Genomic DNA, 17,078 nt, shown 5'->3' on the forward strand with positions numbered 1-17,078 from the left:
TGTGGACGGTATCTTAGAATTAATATTGTACATACAAGCTGAAAGGCAAACAGACAAGCTCGGGGGATCAACCCTACCGTGGACCCTACCGAGATTCCTACTGAAAACCTCCGGCGGCGTAAGCTAACGAGGGCTTATGCCATGCCCTGCATTCGCCGCTACTGTCTGTGGGTTCAGGTTCTCTTTTCCACGGGTGTATCTTCAGCGATTCGGGCTGGGCTTTAAGCGGACCACGACTAAAACCAGTTGAGTTTGTTGATCATCTCTCGATATTCGTGTGCGACGTCAAGAAACCGTCTAGTGCTGCCCCCGAACATACCTTGTCTAGAAGGCAACCAATTCGAATTTTCCCGCTCAGCTTCGTTTAGAATTCGATCAAAAGGGCCGTTGCGCCGGCTCTTGTGCTTCCAGCCAAATCTCCCAATTGGCCCCCAAATCGTTTCGTCGTTCTGTTTGTGGAAATCAGCCACTGCCAGCGCGAATAGAACCTCAAACTCTTCAAATGAGGTCTCATAGGCCTTTCCGACAAACAATGCTTCATCAAGTTTGGGCTGCAGCTCCTTGAACAAGTATTCACTCATTGGAACGTATTGTCTCTCATGTCCTGGAATATGCTTGAACACTTCAGATCGTGTCAGCTCAAGCACTCCATCTGAGACTGCTTTGGCGAGCAGCAGGTCTTCGTTTCCAGTTTTGGAAACTTGGACCCTGGCACCGAAAAGGTGAAATAGAGAGTCGTAGCGTTTTCCGTCGATGGCCGCGATGCCTGCGCAATAAAAAGCCTTGATGATCGGATACCAGCGGAGGCTGAGCCATACGACCAGACCATCATTGACGTTAAGCCCATCGATTATCCGAGCAAACAGCTTTTGAAGAATGGGAAAATGACTTTCCTTCGCCCAATACGCCAAACAGGCCGATAAGACCGCCAAGTCACTGCCGACCTCTTCGTATCTGGACATACGATCCAAAAATTCATCTTGAGAAAAGGACCCGTTGACCGGAAACACTTCAACGCTCGTGCCCAAAAGAAAGGACTTGACCTCACTTATGACGAAATCGTGAAGGGAGATGGATGAGGACTCTTCTGCCAATAGTTGTTTGCAACGCTCAACCTTTGATGGCGAGTCCACCGGGCCTGAGTCTGGTTCTGCTTGCGGCAGCACAACAAGTCTATCTACATCAAATCTCTTATCGGCTTGAAGATCATCGAGCCCAGGCGCTGAGAAAATGAAATCCCCATCCCCGTCGGCATAACCATAGTGCGGCGTTTGATGCGAGTCTTTGTCTGAAGAAACCTTGCGGTATACATAAGACATCAACGCGTTAGCCGTTAGAACACCCTCAGGATCAGCGGCGTTCCCTTGTAACCCTTCGATCAAATGCCCGGTAAAAACCGAGTGGTCAGGAAGAGGCCCTCCCGAATCCGCTACTACTTCGTCTGCTTTTCCAGCTGTAAGCACCTGGCGGGAATATCGAAGAAGCATGTCTTTCAAAAACCGCGCCGAACCAGCACTAGAGTTCCGATTAAGCGCCAAGCCGCCGTAGCAAGCATCCATTACAAAAAGCACATGCTTTGCCTTAATCAGATCAACGTTCCTGGTAAGCTCATCCCAGCGGATGAGAGTAGAAAGATTGCCCAGATCCGCGTCATGCGGAACAAGATACCCAACCTCTCCGCGGACCCCGTTTACTGTATGGCCATGACCTGCGTAGAAAACCAACAGCCGATCATCTATCTCGGTACCATCTGCCGCAAACTCTAGGAACGCCTCGGTAATGGCAGAACGTGTCGCTTGCTCATTAGCTAAGAACCGAATCCCTTCGTTCGGAAAGCCAAACGACTCAGAAAGCAACTGCTTGATGGCTTCTGCATCACTAACTGCATACGAAAGCGGCGATACGTGTCGGTATTTGTCGATTCCGACTATAAGCGCATGACTTGCCGCATATCTGTGATCCATCTGAAACCGCAGGTCTCGCATTAATCCGCCATCTTGAGCAGTATGTAAGCAGTCGGATTGCCGGTCATTGTCTATCGTCCAGTAGTTCCTTGCGAAGGAGCAGCTTGTCGTCCTGTTTTCTCAAGACTGAGAAAACTAACCAAGTGACGAAACCCAGACACAGGCCAAATAGCCCACCGGAAAGCGATCCGCCCTTAGTGTCCACGAAAAACATAATTGACCCAAGGAATAGAAAGACCGAAACAAAAAAGGCAATGGCCGCTGGAACAGCGATTAAGGCACGCGCCAGCCCGTTGCTCCGGTCCTGTAGCCAGCGCAACATAGCCCATGGTTGATTGACCGAATTCGAGAGCGGGGCCGGCTTTGAAACCTCTTCACGTTCTTCCAACCCTGAGTAAGAAGTCGTTGACTTCCCGCTCGTGTCGCCAAGTCTAGTGGGCAACTGCGACTCAGCAAATGGGTTAAAAGCCTGATCGTTCGCACGTTGACGCAGCTCAGCAACTTCGTACCGTAGCTTTAGAATCTCCAGTTCGTCCTTGACGGCGTTGCGATTCTTCGCCCCTGTGCGCAGCTCACCAAATGCGTGCCGCATCTCCAGCAGCTTTGGCACAAAAAGAACTGCGAATACAACAACGCCTAGCCAACGCCCTACGATCGGTATGTCTTCGACATAGGCGAGCCACTCCATCATTGCTGTTTCCTCTTTATCACCGCACTTGCGTCAACATTAGGCTGCCGTGGGCGTTGTTAAGCAATTTCCAGAATCTTAAGAGTTGGGAAGGTCAGGAAGAACTGTTAAAATATACAGTATGTCTAGACCATCGAAATATCGACCAGAATTCGCTGAACAAGCCTTCAGAGCATGTATGGCGTTCGGTGCTACCGATACTGAATTAGCGGCCTATTTCGATGTCGCGGAAAGCACGCTGAACAAGTGGAAGAAAGAACACCCTGAGTTTTCGGAGTCCCTAAAACAGGGAAAGAGCGAAACGGATATCGACGTCGCTGCAAGCCTGCATAAGCGGGCCATCGGCAGCACGGTGAAGGAAGTCAAACGCCAGTACCTGGAAGAGAACGGAAAACGAACAGGGGAAGTCAGAGTCACCGAAACGGAAAAGGAGGTTCCGCCCGATACGACCGCATGCATCTACTGGCTGAAGAATCGCCAGCCTGCCCAGTGGCGGGACAAGGTGACTGTTGAGCAAACGACTGAGAACCCGGTTAGGCAGTTCCTAGAGGAGTGCTGGAATAACCCGCTCCCAATACTTCCCACAAAAGAAGAACGTGAAGGTAAGGAAGAAGCTCACCCAGTCGTGGCTGCACTCGTGGCGATGGCGCACGAAAATTGAAGTACACCGAAGACCAAATTGCCACTGCCCTTCGTAACGCCCACAACGCCGGAGACACCCACGCGGCAAGGCGGCTGGCGAAGATGCTCCAGGATCAGCGGCAGCAATCAACGCAAAGCGGATACACCCGCGAACAACTCGAAAGCGCTCTTCGGAACGCCCATAACGCCGGTGATGTGCAGGCAGCCCGTCAGCTGACTCAGGCGCTGGTGGACATGCGCACTCAGCCTGTGCAGCGAGCACAACCCTCAGCAGGCGAACTAGGGGGCGGCAGCATCTTCGATTCTATCGGCCAAGCAGCTCTTGGAATTAGCGATGAGATTGCCGGTGGCGTCGGGGCAGTGGTCAATGAGGGCGCCAAGCTGTTCGGAAAGGGAACGGATATTCCCTTCTCGGATGCCTACCGGGAGATCAGGGACACCGCCAGAAGGAACGAAGCCGCATTTGCTGACCGTAACCCCAAGACTGCGCTAGCTGCTGAACTGGCCGGTGGCCTCGCGACCGGCGGCATTGGCTTTGCTCGAACTGCTGGGGCCAAAGCAGGCGGGATGCTGGCCAACAGCCCCGTGATCAAGTCCACGTTGCTTACGGGCCTCCAGGGCGGTGCATACGGCTACGGTTCGTCCGACGAGGAATCCGCTGAGGGGCTGTTAAGAGATACCGCTGCTGGTTCACTGCTCGGCGGCTTTACCGGCGCTGCGGTTCCAACAGTCGCTAAGGGCGTCAGCAGAGCCCTCAAACCGAACCAACTGGACGAAGCAGCCCAAGTCCTGGAGAACGCTGGCGTAAACTCTCTGACGCGCTCACAGCGCCTAGGAAACGATGCTGCGCAGGGGCTAGAGGGAACCCTAGAAAAGATTCCCGTCATCGGTAAGCCGCTGGCTGACGCTCGTCTGGCCCAGAGAAAGGAAACCCAAAGCGCAATCATGCGAATGGCTGGATTCCAAGCAGATGATGTTGCGGAAGGTCTGGTCAACGACAAAGCCGTCAACAACGCCAAGGCAGCATTCTCCAAGCGGTACAGCGATGCCCTGACGGGTAAGAAGCTCGATCTGGGATCCGATGAGTTCTTGGATGGTCTGGCAAACACCGAAGCCAAACACGCGCAGTTCATCGGACCGAACCAGAAGCGGGAATTGAAGTCCGTCGTTGATGAGCTGATGGCCGAGGCTTCTGGTGGCCCTGTGGATGCCCTCAAGGCCCACGAATGGCGTTCGTTCTTCGGCGACGAAGCATGGTCACTCAGAGACAGTAATCCAAAGCTGGCTGGGCTGTATCGAGATATCCGGGAGCTGCTAGATGACCAATTCGAGAAAGTTTCTCCAGGAGAGCTCAAAGGCCTAAATCGTGAGTACGGACGGTTCCGTCAGGTTCAGGACACCTACGTCACATCAGGCGGTACGTCGACGGCCGAAGGGATTATTCCTCTGGCTGGATTGGAAAGACGCAGCAAGAAATCCAACCTGAAAGACACCGAATGGCGGGAGCTGATTAACGCCGCTCAGCAGGTGCTTCCCGACAAGCTCCCAGACTCTGGTACAGCATCCCGCCAGGCCACGCTGAAGCTTGCCAGCAGCCTGATCGGCCCTAGTGCGGGTACAGCCTACTTCTCAGGCTCTTTGACCGGTGGGCTGGCTCCTGCAGGCCTGGCACTGGCCGGGAGAGCGACGTCTAGCCTACTTGCTGGTGGAAAGATGCCAATCAGTGATTTGCTCGGTACGGGGCCTGTACGGGCGCTGAGAGGCGGTATATCTCTCCTGGGTAACAGGCCATCCGGGTTGCTGGTGGGTCCGCCCGTCTACGCTGGCACCGACTAATATTCGGCACGGCGAAATGCCAAGCAAATCAACGACATCATCTGAGCGCCAGAACCAAGCTCGAACGGTTATGAAGCGGGCTGCAACCATAGCCGCAGAACGGATTGAGCGGTGTATCGCTGGTACCGAGACACTAAGCCCCGTGGAATTCAACGCCTGCAGACTGGCCATCAACAAGTTCGTGCCGGACATGAAAGCTCTCGAGTTGAAACACACCAGCGATAAGGACACCGACGAGCTGAGGCATTTACTTAAAGCGACCTGGGCCAATCCGCCTAGCCGTTTGCCTCAATACGACGAAATCAACAAAAAGCGACAATAGAATCGAGAGCGCAAGATTAGCGTCTGATCGAACTCGCGACAAACCTCCTGTTCTTCACTAGGCCTTAGTCGGTCGAGTTTACAAAATTTTAGTCGATAGTCGGCAAATTCAAACGCAAAATGCTAACTTGAAAGCTCTTCAACTAGTCTTGCGTACGATTGCTAGTTAACTTCTGGCAAAGACTGAGCGCGTTCAGCCGGATTCGACAGGGGCACTTATGAAAATCCTATTTGGCCTTTCGCTTTTTCTCCTTTCCTTAGCAGCGTCTTGCCAGGATTTGTTGTTTTCCGAATTGACAGACGGAATGTATGTTTCGTCGCTAATGGACAACGAGGGCCTATCAATCACAATTGCCGATCAGGCCGATGGCTCCCGGTTCGTGTTTATTGCGTGGTTTACGTACGCGGAGGATGGAAGCCCCCTATATCTCGCGGGCGGCGACAATATCCAGACAGGCTCTGACGAGTTTGGCGACATTGAGTTTGTTATTGCCCAAATGTTTACAACTGAAGGCGGTGTGCTGGGGCCAACAGCGGAACCGACGCCAGCGGTTCTCACTGAAGCGTTTCGAATGAGCCTTCAGGCAACAGAAGACTGTAATGTGATCAGGATGGACTACGAGTTGCCCGACGGCACCATAACTGACGCCATTTTCCTTTCCCGGTTTCTGTCGCCTGTTAACTGCGACCAAACTCTGGTCCCGAATCCGGTGCTGAATGATCTTCTGTCAGGGGACGGCGTGTGCATTCAATCAATCGTTAGCGACAACGACAGCGGCAGGGTGATCACCCTTCAAAATGGCCAGACCTGGGAGACTGATAGCTTCGATAGGATTAACGCGACGCTATGGCTGAGCCTGGATACCGTGACTGTTTGCCCCTCCCAATCCTTCCAATTCACACACGTGATGACCAACATCGACCGCAGGGAAGCGGCCGGAGTCTCTAGGCTGAATTGAATATGCGCTGCCATTATTCGAGCAGCGATCAGTAAGGGCGCGAATTCAAGTGGCTGAGTAATCTAAACGTAGGAAAGTTGGAGGCCGACAGTATTGGATGCACTAGTCTTTCTCATACTTCTCGCTGCGCTTGCTTGGTGGGTTTATACGAAGCTACAAAAACTGTTTAAGCCTTTCACGGCTGAAAGAGCTTCTCCCGTTAAAAAAGCGACAGACTATTCCTGGGTTATTGCCCGATTCAATTATGCGGACACTCAGGAAAGAGAGAAGCCTAGTAGTAGAAACAGCTCCTTCCCCGCTTGGTATTTCGACGAACCTACTGACAGACAACTGAAAAAGCTCAATGAGCTCGGTCTTCCCGGAACATGGAAGGGGGTCTGTAAAACCCTTAGGCGAAACAGCATCACCAAGGGCATGGCCTCTGACCTGATCGGGCTCCACTACAAACCCGACGAAAACGAACGAGCGATTTTGCGCTTTTTCAAGAAACCGCTATCTGGCGTTTCTCAGACAGAAGCAAGGCAGCTTATCGGCGAGATCTTTGCGGATCCCCAGAACAAAGAAAAATGGGAAAACCGCCCAGCTTCGCCAATAGAAAGAGAATTTTTCCGGTTTTTTGGCTTGATAGCCCCAAAGGGTCTGAGCACGAAGCAGGCGAAGGAATTGATCTCTGCGCATCTTGACGATGAGTCCCTTGCATATGAAGAACGGCTCAATCGAGAAAACGATTGGGACAACTACGCTTCAATGTACGAAGAGCTAACCGACCTGGAATTTCGGAGAGACGAAGAGATCAAGAAAGTGGGGATCACGGTGTACCGTGAGGCGGTTGATGAACTGAAACGAAAAGGTGAGTCGGTCTCCGAGATGGATATGTATGACGTGCTTGACCGAATCAGAGAGAAAAAGCCGGATATCGACAAATAGCCTAATCTGCGTCCGACAAAAACCTAACGCGTATCTAATCGTACAGTGATAATTTCATCTGCAAGCAAGGAAGAACTCATAGCTTTAGCCCAAGAGCTTTTAGCGTCTGAGACCGACGAAGAAACCAGCAGGCTCTATAAAGAATTCAATGCTCACTTCTCTCACCCGGACCTCGCGAATCTGTTCTTCTGGCCCGAGAGTTTTGATTTCCGTAAGAACGACGGTGCTTTATCGGATTACAACCCCACCCCCGAAGAGATTGTCGAGATTGGTGTTGCACACAAGGCGATTCAACTGTGATCGGAGATCGTTTCTTACCTAAACCGGAGATGGAAAGAGGTCTTTTGACACCAACAACCGAGCAAGAGAAGTATGTAGGGCTTTTCGTCGATTGGAAGCCTGATGAAAGTTTGGAGCCAGGCGATCGAGAAAAGATGTGCATGGTCGGCTTGATGTCCAGCAGTGAAGAAGGTATGCCTGGCCTGAGAAAGTATGGGAAGGTTAGGACAAAGAAACGCAAACTTAGGGCAGCTCGACAACTGCTCGACTACCTAGATCGAGAGTTGGTTGAACTCGATCTTGTGGCCGCGACAGGATTGTCCAATGGAATTTACGCGAGATGGGCGTGCGAAGCGATCAACCGTATTCGGCCTAAGATAGGAGCTGAATGGAACGTCGAGGGATCAACCCCGATATCCTTGTCCTGGAACGGGAATGTGTACCCTCGCTCAAACGTCTTAGGAATAAGCCTTTATGCGGGCATGCTACCGATTATCGCTTTGAGGGCTAAGACTCGTTTGGAACACTCTGAGCAACACGTCAGACACGTAAAAGTATGCCTCGACAACCTTCCATTGGATGCCGAAGCGGGAAGCCTCTTACTAAATGAATTCTCTAAGGACGACGACATCATGGCGATGTGGAGAGAGAATATGCGGAGCGGCTTTACCTTTGAGACTGGTATTTTGCAAAGCTATGTGGATAAGCACGGCGATACCCAGCGCGGAAAGAACCACCCCTGCGCGCTTTTAGTCGACTGGATGGCTCAATCATGCATGGCGACGATTGCCCCAGAACAATTCCAAGCTGAACGTAAAGAAGAACCATTTACTGACAGCGAGGTTGAAGAAATCGCAGCGCTTTGGGAAGCAGTTGATAAACAGGCTTGCGGATGGGCACAAATCATTGACTTGGATGACCAGGACTATATGAAGAAAGTCGCAGAGGCTTGGAAATTACGCGGGGAGAAGCTATCAGACTGATTGTTGCTCGCTAAGAGGCAATCGCTAGTATCTAACCGGTTGAATAACAAGTAAGGGTTAGAAGTTGTTACTCAGGAATGGCCGACTTTGGTCGTTTTCTATCCTAAGCCGTAACAATGCTCGTGCATGGTGAATGACGGACATGGGGCAACGTAGATGCTCATAGATTGATCTGGTCTGGCAAACAACGCCAGACCAGATTCGATTTGTTACCGCTAATAGTTCGTGTGGCTCTACGCGACCCTGTCCTTTTGCGATGGCTCATCGACTGGCAACGCTTGCGTGATAATGCCGGCTAGCTCGTTGTAAGCCACAAAATGACCAAACCTGATCAGTGACTCCAACGTCCGTAAATCCCCCATCGCAATAATGCGGGCTTCTACTGGCGCAGTCTCGTCGTCTACCACCCGGCTGAAGTGTTGGTATGAGCCCATCCCTTCGTCAGCCGATGGCATTCCTACCTTTCTGTAGTCAGCAGCAGTTCGTTCCAGATACGCTTTCCGGTTCGACCGTGAGGTGATGATGAAAACCAGCGCCCGGAAGACGCTGGTGATCATTCTGATCGATTGATGGGTGAGCCAGATCCCGCAGGCGACCAACCAAACAGGATTGTCCCCAATGTAGAGGGCTAGGAGGTAAGCCAGAACTGCCTCAGGTATCAACCCAACGCCGATTGCCCAGAGATACGGCCACTTACTGGTCATCGCATTCCTCCTCTGGCCACCACTGAAAACAGGTAACCGATGCTTCAGGGTGGATCGCTGTCAGTACATCCCTGTCCTCTAGGGCCTCTTCAGAGGTCAACCGAATTGGACCAATGGGAATGAACCGCCAATAGTCGGCGTCTCTCGTGGCGAACCAGTGCTTGGCGCCTCCCTCGACGGCCTTTTCTACGTCGGCAGGCATTTGGCTGTAGAAGCAGGTCATTTTCCCACCTCCGGCTGAATGGCCTGGTTGTCTAAGACAGGCAGCCAAACGACCTCACTCAGCCTTACGTAGGTCTCAAAGTCCTTTCTGAGTGTCAGGAGGGCGTAGTACATGGGCATGTAGTCCTTCCTTAGCGCTAGATCGCAAATAAAGTCGATGTCTTCGAGAATCCGCTGGTCGGGAGTGCCTGGCGGGGTCTTCATGCGGCACCTCCTTGCTTCCGGCCGGAACGAGCTAACGTCTCTATGGCGTCGAACATGGTCTCGGCATGGTTTTCTGCCCCTTGGGGCTCCTGTCGGGGAACGAAATCGACTTCCTGATAGAGCTTGTGAAGTAGGCGGTCCATCTGATCGAACAGATGGGCAAACGTATAGAAGGTGTATGCCTTGTCCTGATCCTGCGAATAAAGCTCATCCCCAAGGTTTAGGGAATGGCCACGGCCTGTAGTTGCGAGGAAGGTAAGGCGGTCGTACGTGTCTTTTGGAATTGCCATGTCTGCTCCTTGGCTTGTGAAAAGAAGCAGGAATGCGGAAGACTCTGACGGTCAGTAGGTGCGGGTAACTTCCCAAAGGTGGGGCATTATTTGGGGCATATTGAGAAAGGGTTACACCACTATCTGATATAAATCAGAATGTTATCTAATTTAATTGATTCCCGCCCCCGGCACCACCGACGCACCCATAGGGTTCGCAAGCGATCTTTGTGGGGCGACCTTTCCCCTACGACGTGCGTTTCAAACACGCAGCCGCAACAGGCCTGGCCCAGTCCGGCATTCTGTTACTAATCGTCAGCAGATCACCTTCCTTAATATGAATGAGCCTGCGTAACTGTGGCTTGCCGTTGCTGCCCAAGGGTCGCGAGTTGTCGAAGACTGCGAGTTGCCTAAGGCCCGGCGTAAGCCGGCAGAGATTTCTCATCGAGGAGCGATAACGCCGGCGAATCAGCTCCTCAGGGATGTCGTGGCCGCCGCGCGCAACCCGTTCGGCTACTCGCTGGATATGCAGCTCGACCGATTCCAGACCGCAGTACCAGACATTGACTGAGACACCTGCGGCAATAGCATCTAATAGGGTGTGGGTCATCGAGTTGCCGCCCAACGTGGTTTCGAACGCGAAGTGAGTTCTTTTGGCGATCGCCTCGATCAGCCGTCGCCGACCTTCTTTCCAGACCCGGCTGGCAATCTCCTGACTCGACACCTCGGGGTTGCTATGGGCAAGCCGTTGGGCAATTTCATCGGGGTTGTACCAGTCGGTGCCGACGGCCCGCAGCGCCAAGCCGCCGATGCTGCTCTTGCCGGCGCCGTCGACGCCGGCCAGCACAAAAATCAAGACTTCGCTTCCGTCTCTCCCGGCCGATAACTTTTGCGAAGTGTATCCACGCCGCCGAACAAAGCCTTGTCTGCCGTATCGGAAGCGTCTTCGTTCGCCATCGCAGACTTCAGCGCGTCAAACTCCGATCTCAGCGCCTCCGTTAGACGATCAGATTCAGGCGGGGTTTCCAGCGATCGTATCAGCGCTACCAATTCGTCATAACGCCGTTGCGACAACGTGACCATAGCGCCCTGCCCCTGGACTTTAACGGTCACAGCGCCTTCAGTTTCCATCAGCGATCGCAAAATCGCTGATCCGTTACGCGCGAGCTGTGACATCGACAAGCTGTCCAGCGCTTCAGATGGCTTCAAGTCTCTTAGGCTTTCGGGGATAAACGGCGAATCGGTCATTTCTGCTGGAAACTCTGCTAACTCAACAGCTAGCAGGACACCACGCAGATTCACATAATTCACATTCTAAGCAACACACCTTAGATCCTTTATCGAGAGTCGCGTCTCCAGCGCAAGCTCGCCTCATCCAGACCTAACGTAACGCTGGGCGATCAAGCGCGTCACCTTGGCAAGAGCACTCTGCCAACAGGAAGACGCCCGCTATGACCGGACTCCGCGCACCACGTAAACCTCGCTGTTCATTCGTGCCACTCGCGGTCGGCAGCGGTCACTTCGCTTTAGTTTTTCTAGCCGGCCTACTTATCGCTTTCACCTGCACGATCGGCAAGGCGGACGAACTGGACCCAGCTTCATTGAAACAAGAACTCCGTACCCTGAGCGAACAGCTGCGAACGGTGCACCCAGACCCTTTTGCGGTGATCTCAGCGCAGGACTTTGAAGCGCTTACCGAAAAGCTGGTGAGCCGTATCGACGCCAAGACAACCCAGGCCGACCAGCTGTGGAACTTCAGTCGACTGCTTGCAGCGGTCGGCTGTGGACACACCAACCTGGGGTTTTTCAACCAGGAAGACTCGCTGATCGAGCCAGACGAGCGCTTTCCGGTCGACGTGCGATTCGTGGGCAAACGGCTGTTTGTGATCGATCCGCTGGTCAACAGCGACCGGGTTGCGCTCGGTGTGGAGATCGAATCGATCAACGGGCTTTCGGTCATGGACCTACGGGAAACGATCTTCGATCACATCGCCGCTGACCATTACAACCGGGGGGCGCAGACGAGCTACGCCAACGCCTATGCGACAGGCTACCTGACCTATGCTCTGAGCTTTCCGAAGTCATACGCAGTGACCGTCCAAGGCTCGGGCACAGCCACCGTCCTAAGGCCGCTGACGACGTTTCGGCACCGCCCGCTTATTGATCCCGGCAACCCATGTCAGGAGACGCTTTGCCTGCACCTGGGCAGTGATGGCATTGCGGTGATGACCATCAGAAACTGGGACTTCTATGGAGAGCGAATCGCAGACTTCGAGCAGTTTGTCGACGACAGCTTTCGAACGCTCGCTGAACAACAGCTCGAAAGGCTGATCATCGACGTCCGCGGCAACCTGGGGGGAAGCAGCAGCGCCACCGCGTATCTGCTGAGGCACCTCGCGGAAACGCCGTTTACGTATTTTGCGAAGAACTCCGCAGGCAACCCAGCCTTAAAGGATTTGCTCGAACCATCAGCACTTCAGTTCGACGGCAAGGTGTTTATTTTGGCCAATAGTCAAACCGGCTCTTCGACCGGCCATTTCCTCGCTCTCATCAAGGAACATGAGCTGGCGACCCTTATCGGCTCACCCTCGGGCGCCGGCTCGCGGGTGCACGACAACAAGCGAAGGTTTACGTCAGAGGTCTCCGAACTCCGGTACAGGATCGCCCGCAACACCTTCACCGCGGCAACGCCGGAGCTCGGCGAGGTGACCGTTGTTGAGCCAGATATTGCTCTCGGCATGACCGTCGCCGACTTGCTGACCGATCAGGACACCGTTTTAGCGAGAGCCCGCCTGCTGGTGAAGGAACAGGCTGCGGCGGGTGCTGCCAGGTAACGGCGACCGAGAGTTGGCCAAACCGGCGACCGGTTTTACCCCGTGTTGTTGCACGCCGCGACAGCGGCGTCTTGGTTCAAGCCTTCTAGATTCCCGGACGGCAAACCGCTTGCCATGCGCTCGGCGATTGCGATACTGAACTAGCTCGGCGGCCAAGACGTTTCAAGAACAATGACAAAAACCCAAAGGGTTCTCTCCAAGATCCTGCTCGCGACCGTCCTTACGGGGGGCAGCATTTACCTGTTTGCACCCTGGGAGTATGGGCTCTACTACCTGTACCCGCTGCCCGACTCCATCGAGGCGCAGGTCGATCAGGTCCCGGGTCAGGGTGTCGATGGCTACCTGCTCTACGTCGACGTCGCCGGCGAAGCACCGCTGAGCTATGCCAGCGGCTGGCACAATCGCCAGGCGCAGCTACCGGCCCGGCCAGACGCGTTATTCAAGATCGCCAGTATCGGGAAGCTGTACGACGCGTCGGCGGTGGCCAAACTCGTTGCGGGAGGAAAGCTCTCGCTGGACGGCACGCTTTCTGAATATTTGCCGACCATGGCGGCGCGAATTCAGAACGCGGACCGGATTACGCTGCGCATGCTGGTCCAGCATCGAAGCGGTATCCCAAATTACGTTGAGCACCCGGATTTCCGGTGGGACGATCCGGCCCCAAACGTCATCGAGATGATCCTCGACGAGCCCGCTGACTTTGAGCCCGACGCAGAGTACAGCTATTCCAATTCCAATTACCTATTGCTCGCTAAGATCATGGACGAGGTGCTCGGCTACCCCTACGGGAAGTTTATGCTGGACGAGGTCACCGGCCCGCTTGGACTGGAGCGGACCTACTTCTCGATGGAAGGCTTTGACCCGCGTGACCTGATGAGTGGTTACTTCGTCGACGTCGAAGCGGATTTCAAGGATCTCGACCAGGGCTACGTTGCGACGGCTAAAGATGTCGGCGTGTTTCTCCGGGCCCTGAACGACGGAACGTTTTTTAACGACGAGGAGCAGGCGGTCTACGAATCGCTGTATGAACTCGAGCACACCGGATGGGTACTGGGCTATTCGAGCATTGCGCGCTATCACGCGGACATTGACGCCGTGGTGATTCAGTTTACGAGCACGACGGGCAACGACATCATTATGCTCACACAGATCATCTACAACCGCGTGCTAAAAATCCTCAGGCAGCGGCTAGGCACCTGAACCATGAATCCGTCGAGGCTCGCTTCTAGCGGGTCACGACGGGTCAGCCTTCGTTCCAGCAACATTTGTGCATCCATCACCCATGGCTCGTTGGACAATAGCCGCACCTCTATAGCCAGGAAAGCCGCTTGAACCATTCCTCTCTTACTAGGTGGCAACACTTTGTCATGGCGCTTTTCACGGTGCTGACGATCACACCTCAGGTCCTTGCTCAGGGCAAGGCACCCGCCTGGGTAACCGAGGGGCCCTACGTCGACGCCAAGGCCTTCTCTCTGAGCCTTCCGATCGAATCTATCGCCGGGAAACTCTACGTTTCCGTTGAGCTTGGCGGCGAGCCGAGACGGTTTGTGTTCGATACGGGCTCACCTTCGATGATCCGAAGTGACCTGGCAAAAAGCCTCGGGCTCAAGGTTGTCGACCAGCGCAAAGGGCGAGACTCTCACGGCACAATGATCGAGAGTGACATCGTCCAGGCTCCAATCACGCTGGATGACGTGACGTTCAACAAGGTGCCGCTGTTTGCCGCGGACTTCGGCTCCTCGCTGGCCGCAAAGTGTTTCATTGGTGACGGCGTATTGGGCTCAGAGATCCTGCCGCTGTGCGCCTGGCAGATCGACAAACCGGCTGGCGTACTGAGGTGCAACACCGACCTGAACAGCCTCGACCACATCAAAGACGCAAAAAAGCAGCGTCTCTTTAGCTTTGGCTATCCCCATACACCCTATCTCGACGTTCAGCTGGCAGAAAAAGCCAACAGCAAGGCCATGTTCGACACCGGGTCGCCCGCCCAGCTAGCCCTCTCTCCGCCGGACTATGAAGGCGCAAGCCGCAACAAAGGCATTGCCGGCAAGACCCGCGGCCACGGGTCGTTGGGCGGATCGCTGGGTGGTCAGGCTCCCGTTAAAGACCAGCTACGAGCTCAGCTCAAAGCGTTTTCCGTGGGCAACGTTCGGCTAGGCCGTGTTTCAGCGCATGTGCGCGAGGCCCCGCCCAGCCTGCTCGGCGCGCCGTTGCTGGATCATTTTGTAGTGACGCTCGACCATCGATCCGAAGCCGCCTTCTTTGCCGCATATCGTGACGGGCCGTTCGAGCGACCCACATTTGGTTTCGCCCTGGGGTTCTCGGACCCGATCACCATTAGTTTGGTATGGGAGGAAACGCCGGCCTCGGACGCCGGGTTACCTGTCGGGCGCACGGTTACGTCCATCAATGGTGCAGCGGTGGAATATTCTTGTAGCGGCATCACCCGTGCACTCGAAGCGATGTCGGCCGACGTCATTGATCTTGAGTGGGACGGTGGGGCGGCTAGCCTGAGAAAGACTGATTAGGTTGTGAGAGAAGGTAGCCAGTCCTCGCGCATTGGCGCCGCGGGACACAGGGGCTAACGCGGTCGAAGGCTTGCCGGCGCACCTTCGAAGACATAATCGTTCAGGAAGATTCGCTGGCCAAACAGGTTGCGTTCCACTTCCGTTAAGTCAGCTTCGCTGCAGACTTCATCCCATCCGTCCTGGATGGTCGCAATCTGACGGGCGATCAGGTCATTGGCCGCATCTTCGCCGAGCTGAAAACTGGGCGCGGCCTCAAGGCAGGTCGCCAGAGTACTCGCCCGTTTGTCGCCGATAATCAGCATCGCCTGGCTCGCCACATTGCCTGTGCGACTCTGAGGGCAAATGTCGTAGGCGGGCGTCAAGGTCAAGTGTTTGCCATCCCAAAAGGCCGCATGATTTCGCGCGTGGTCATCGGTGTTGCCGCATAAAATGTTAAAAACCACTCGTCCGAACAGCTCGTGGAGAGTCTGCCTCGGCGCGGTGAAACGGTGGCGAATGATTTCCGCGAGATCCTCATAGCTGGCATAGCGCGCCATCATTTCATCAAGCCCAAACAGCGTTAGCGCCGAAACCATCGCTTTGCGGGTCCAGCCGTTATCGATCTTTGCGCGGTCGAAGCGTTCTACGAGCAGCACGTCTTTTCCGGCGGCCTTGGCGAGACGCACGGGTGCAACATCAAGCCCTGCCCTCTTAGCCAGGCGCATAGCGATATACTCCGCTTTGACGACGTTGTAAGTGTCGGTAGAGGACGAGAATTTGGCGATCATCTTCAGATCGCCGTCCTGAATCATCGCTTTTGGGCGCGCCCCGCCGAGTGACGTTCCGTGAAAAGGCGCTGCATCGAGGTCGGGCGTCAGCGGCAGACCTTTTTCAACTCTTTCAGCGGCGTTCAGCAGATCTTCAAGCGTCGCCGTCTTAGCATCGCGCGCCTGGTACTCGGATGACGACTCCTGGAAATCGAGAGCGCCGATGCGGTCGGAGCCGGACCCGAGCAAGTACGTGAGCTCATCCAGCGCGGCAACGTCGGCGCCTCGGCTCTGGCTGCCGAACATCCGGTTCAAGATCACGCGACGACCCCATGCGTCCGGCGCGGCGTCACGGAGGCATCCCGCCATATGGAGCCCCGTCTCAGGCACGATCGCCCCGCGGCGCAGCGGTAACTCTGGTTCGAAGATCGGAATGCGGTCGTCCCGGCCCAGGTAGCTGATGCCGTAATTGAAGATCAGTCGCTCGTCGCTGCGCCCAATGCGGCCGGCGACAACCGGTGTCGTCGCGCCGGGCAGCCACAGCCAGACGTAGGCTTCGTCAGATGTTTCGACGTATGGGCGATCAGAAATCATCTTTCACCTTCGCCGTTCTTGTCCGGACGGATTTTGGCAGCAGGCGAAGCTTGTCCCGCTCGGTCGAAACATGCCGCGTCAGGCTCGTAGGTTCTGTGTCAAACAAACGCAGTCCAACAATGGCCGCGACCTCAAAAGCGGCACCGATGGCGCAACCCATCTCACCTTTCTCGATTCGCTGGACCAGACCTCGAGAAACGCCAGCGCGCTCAGCGACGTCAGTAACGGTGAGTCCACGCTCGATTCGCGCCGTCCGTACCATCAGTCCGAGGAGCTGTACGGCTTCGCGCGCGAAACGGGAATAGCTCGGATGCGAGGGTTTTGCCATAGTCAGTTATGCTCTATTAATAAATCATTAAATAATTTCATGATGTATTT

General features: G+C 54.6%; 19 protein-coding genes. 10 read left to right on the forward strand and 9 right to left on the reverse strand.

From position 1 onward, the window contains the following. Nucleotides 1–236: 236 nt before the first annotated feature. Complete coding sequence (locus AAF358_14120) at nt 237–1,964, reverse strand: caspase family protein (protein ID MEM7706691.1); 1,728 nt, start codon at nt 1,962–1,964, stop codon at nt 237–239. A 64-nt stretch (nt 1,965–2,028) separates the two neighbouring features. Continuing rightward, a complete protein-coding gene (locus tag AAF358_14125; protein MEM7706692.1) occupies nt 2,029–2,655 on the reverse strand; it encodes a hypothetical protein in 627 nt (208 codons plus the stop codon). Between the two features lie 118 nt (nt 2,656–2,773). On the opposite strand from AAF358_14125, the gene AAF358_14130 reads away from it, so the two are divergent. From AAF358_14130 to AAF358_14160, 7 genes are all read left to right on the forward strand, one after another. Next, a complete protein-coding gene (locus tag AAF358_14130) occupies nt 2,774–3,313 on the forward strand; it encodes a terminase (protein MEM7706693.1) in 540 nt (179 codons plus the stop codon). Continuing rightward, entirely contained in the window at nt 3,310–5,130 is a 1,821-nt protein-coding gene (locus tag AAF358_14135; GenBank protein MEM7706694.1) for a hypothetical protein, read from the forward strand. The genes AAF358_14130 and AAF358_14135 overlap by 4 nt, the downstream gene beginning before the upstream one ends. 16 nt (nt 5,131–5,146) lie before the next feature. Then, the gene (locus tag AAF358_14140; GenBank protein MEM7706695.1) at nt 5,147–5,452 is read left to right on the forward strand and encodes a hypothetical protein; all 306 of its coding nucleotides are present in this window, start codon (nt 5,147–5,149) and stop codon (nt 5,450–5,452) included. 217 nt (nt 5,453–5,669) lie between these two features. Then, on the forward strand, nt 5,670–6,410 hold the full coding sequence (locus AAF358_14145) for a hypothetical protein (protein ID MEM7706696.1): 741 nt from the start codon (nt 5,670–5,672) through the stop codon (nt 6,408–6,410). 93 nt (nt 6,411–6,503) lie between these two features. After that, nucleotides 6,504–7,337 (forward strand): hypothetical protein, encoded by an 834-nt coding sequence (locus AAF358_14150; GenBank protein ID MEM7706697.1) that lies wholly within the window; start codon nt 6,504–6,506, stop codon nt 7,335–7,337. A 45-nt stretch (nt 7,338–7,382) separates the two neighbouring features. Further along, the gene (locus AAF358_14155) at nt 7,383–7,637 is read left to right on the forward strand and encodes a colicin immunity protein (protein ID MEM7706698.1); all 255 of its coding nucleotides are present in this window, start codon (nt 7,383–7,385) and stop codon (nt 7,635–7,637) included. Next, a complete protein-coding gene (locus tag AAF358_14160) occupies nt 7,634–8,599 on the forward strand; it encodes a hypothetical protein (protein MEM7706699.1) in 966 nt (321 codons plus the stop codon). The genes AAF358_14155 and AAF358_14160 overlap by 4 nt, the downstream gene beginning before the upstream one ends. 233 nt (nt 8,600–8,832) lie before the next feature. Here AAF358_14160 and AAF358_14165 read toward each other — a convergent pair whose 3' ends face one another. From AAF358_14165 to AAF358_14185, 5 genes are all read right to left on the reverse strand, one after another. Further along, the gene (locus AAF358_14165) at nt 8,833–9,303 is read right to left on the reverse strand and encodes a hypothetical protein (GenBank protein ID MEM7706700.1); all 471 of its coding nucleotides are present in this window, start codon (nt 9,301–9,303) and stop codon (nt 8,833–8,835) included. Between the two features lie 219 nt (nt 9,304–9,522). Then, nucleotides 9,523–9,729, reverse strand: a complete 207-nt coding sequence (locus AAF358_14170) for a hypothetical protein (GenBank protein MEM7706701.1) — start codon at nt 9,727–9,729, stop codon at nt 9,523–9,525. After that, on the reverse strand, nt 9,726–10,019 hold the full coding sequence (locus tag AAF358_14175; protein ID MEM7706702.1) for a hypothetical protein: 294 nt from the start codon (nt 10,017–10,019) through the stop codon (nt 9,726–9,728). The genes AAF358_14170 and AAF358_14175 overlap by 4 nt, the downstream gene beginning before the upstream one ends. 226 nt (nt 10,020–10,245) lie before the next feature. Next, complete coding sequence (locus AAF358_14180) at nt 10,246–10,845, reverse strand: ZTL protein (protein MEM7706703.1); 600 nt, start codon at nt 10,843–10,845, stop codon at nt 10,246–10,248. 5 nt (nt 10,846–10,850) lie between these two features. Beyond that, nucleotides 10,851–11,300 carry a hypothetical protein gene (locus tag AAF358_14185; protein ID MEM7706704.1) on the reverse strand — a complete coding sequence of 150 codons (450 nt, stop codon included), beginning with the start codon at nt 11,298–11,300 and terminating at the stop codon, nt 10,851–10,853. Nucleotides 11,301–11,599: 299 nt separating this feature from the next. Between AAF358_14185 and AAF358_14190 the strand changes: the two genes are divergently transcribed. The 3 genes from AAF358_14190 to AAF358_14200 all read left to right on the forward strand — a co-directional run bounded on the left by AAF358_14190 (nt 11,600) and on the right by AAF358_14200 (nt 15,360). After that, nucleotides 11,600–12,832, forward strand: a complete 1,233-nt coding sequence (locus tag AAF358_14190; protein MEM7706705.1) for a S41 family peptidase — start codon at nt 11,600–11,602, stop codon at nt 12,830–12,832. Between the two features lie 171 nt (nt 12,833–13,003). Beyond that, nucleotides 13,004–14,032 carry a serine hydrolase domain-containing protein gene (locus tag AAF358_14195; protein MEM7706706.1) on the forward strand — a complete coding sequence of 343 codons (1,029 nt, stop codon included), beginning with the start codon at nt 13,004–13,006 and terminating at the stop codon, nt 14,030–14,032. 167 nt (nt 14,033–14,199) lie between these two features. Continuing rightward, nucleotides 14,200–15,360, forward strand: a complete 1,161-nt coding sequence (locus AAF358_14200; GenBank protein MEM7706707.1) for an aspartyl protease family protein — start codon at nt 14,200–14,202, stop codon at nt 15,358–15,360. A gap of 53 nt (nt 15,361–15,413) precedes the next feature. On the opposite strand, the gene AAF358_14205 is transcribed toward AAF358_14200, so the two are convergent. Together AAF358_14205 and AAF358_14210 are read right to left on the reverse strand one after the other, a co-directional pair. Further along, nucleotides 15,414–16,700, reverse strand: a complete 1,287-nt coding sequence (locus AAF358_14205; GenBank protein ID MEM7706708.1) for a HipA domain-containing protein — start codon at nt 16,698–16,700, stop codon at nt 15,414–15,416. After that, nucleotides 16,690–17,028 (reverse strand): helix-turn-helix transcriptional regulator, encoded by a 339-nt coding sequence (locus tag AAF358_14210; protein MEM7706709.1) that lies wholly within the window; start codon nt 17,026–17,028, stop codon nt 16,690–16,692. The genes AAF358_14205 and AAF358_14210 overlap by 11 nt, the downstream gene beginning before the upstream one ends. Nucleotides 17,029–17,078 lie beyond the last annotated feature (50 nt).

It is taken from the genome of Pseudomonadota bacterium (assembly GCA_039033415.1).
Classification (GTDB): Bacteria; Pseudomonadota; Gammaproteobacteria; order Xanthomonadales; family SZUA-38; genus JANQOZ01.

Excerpts from the sequence above, each read along its gene's own strand:
- AAF358_14175 (MEM7706702.1), bottom strand. The coding sequence starts at position 10,019 with ATGGCAATTCCAAAAGACACGTACGACCGCCTTACCTTCCTCGCAACT.
- AAF358_14210 (MEM7706709.1), bottom strand. The coding sequence starts at position 17,028 with ATGGCAAAACCCTCGCATCCGAGCTATTCCCGTTTCGCGCGCGAAGCC.
- AAF358_14140 (MEM7706695.1), top strand. The coding sequence starts at position 5,147 with ATGCCAAGCAAATCAACGACATCATCTGAGCGCCAGAACCAAGCTCGA.
- AAF358_14205 (MEM7706708.1), bottom strand. The coding sequence starts at position 16,700 with ATGATTTCTGATCGCCCATACGTCGAAACATCTGACGAAGCCTACGTC.
- AAF358_14130 (MEM7706693.1), top strand. The coding sequence starts at position 2,774 with ATGTCTAGACCATCGAAATATCGACCAGAATTCGCTGAACAAGCCTTC.
- AAF358_14145 (MEM7706696.1), top strand. The coding sequence starts at position 5,670 with ATGAAAATCCTATTTGGCCTTTCGCTTTTTCTCCTTTCCTTAGCAGCG.
- AAF358_14170 (MEM7706701.1), bottom strand. The coding sequence starts at position 9,729 with ATGAAGACCCCGCCAGGCACTCCCGACCAGCGGATTCTCGAAGACATC.
- AAF358_14200 (MEM7706707.1), top strand. The coding sequence starts at position 14,200 with ATGGCGCTTTTCACGGTGCTGACGATCACACCTCAGGTCCTTGCTCAG.
- AAF358_14125 (MEM7706692.1), bottom strand. The coding sequence starts at position 2,655 with ATGATGGAGTGGCTCGCCTATGTCGAAGACATACCGATCGTAGGGCGT.
- AAF358_14120 (MEM7706691.1), bottom strand. The coding sequence starts at position 1,964 with ATGGATCACAGATATGCGGCAAGTCATGCGCTTATAGTCGGAATCGAC.
- AAF358_14165 (MEM7706700.1), bottom strand. The coding sequence starts at position 9,303 with ATGACCAGTAAGTGGCCGTATCTCTGGGCAATCGGCGTTGGGTTGATA.
- AAF358_14195 (MEM7706706.1), top strand. The coding sequence starts at position 13,004 with ATGACAAAAACCCAAAGGGTTCTCTCCAAGATCCTGCTCGCGACCGTC.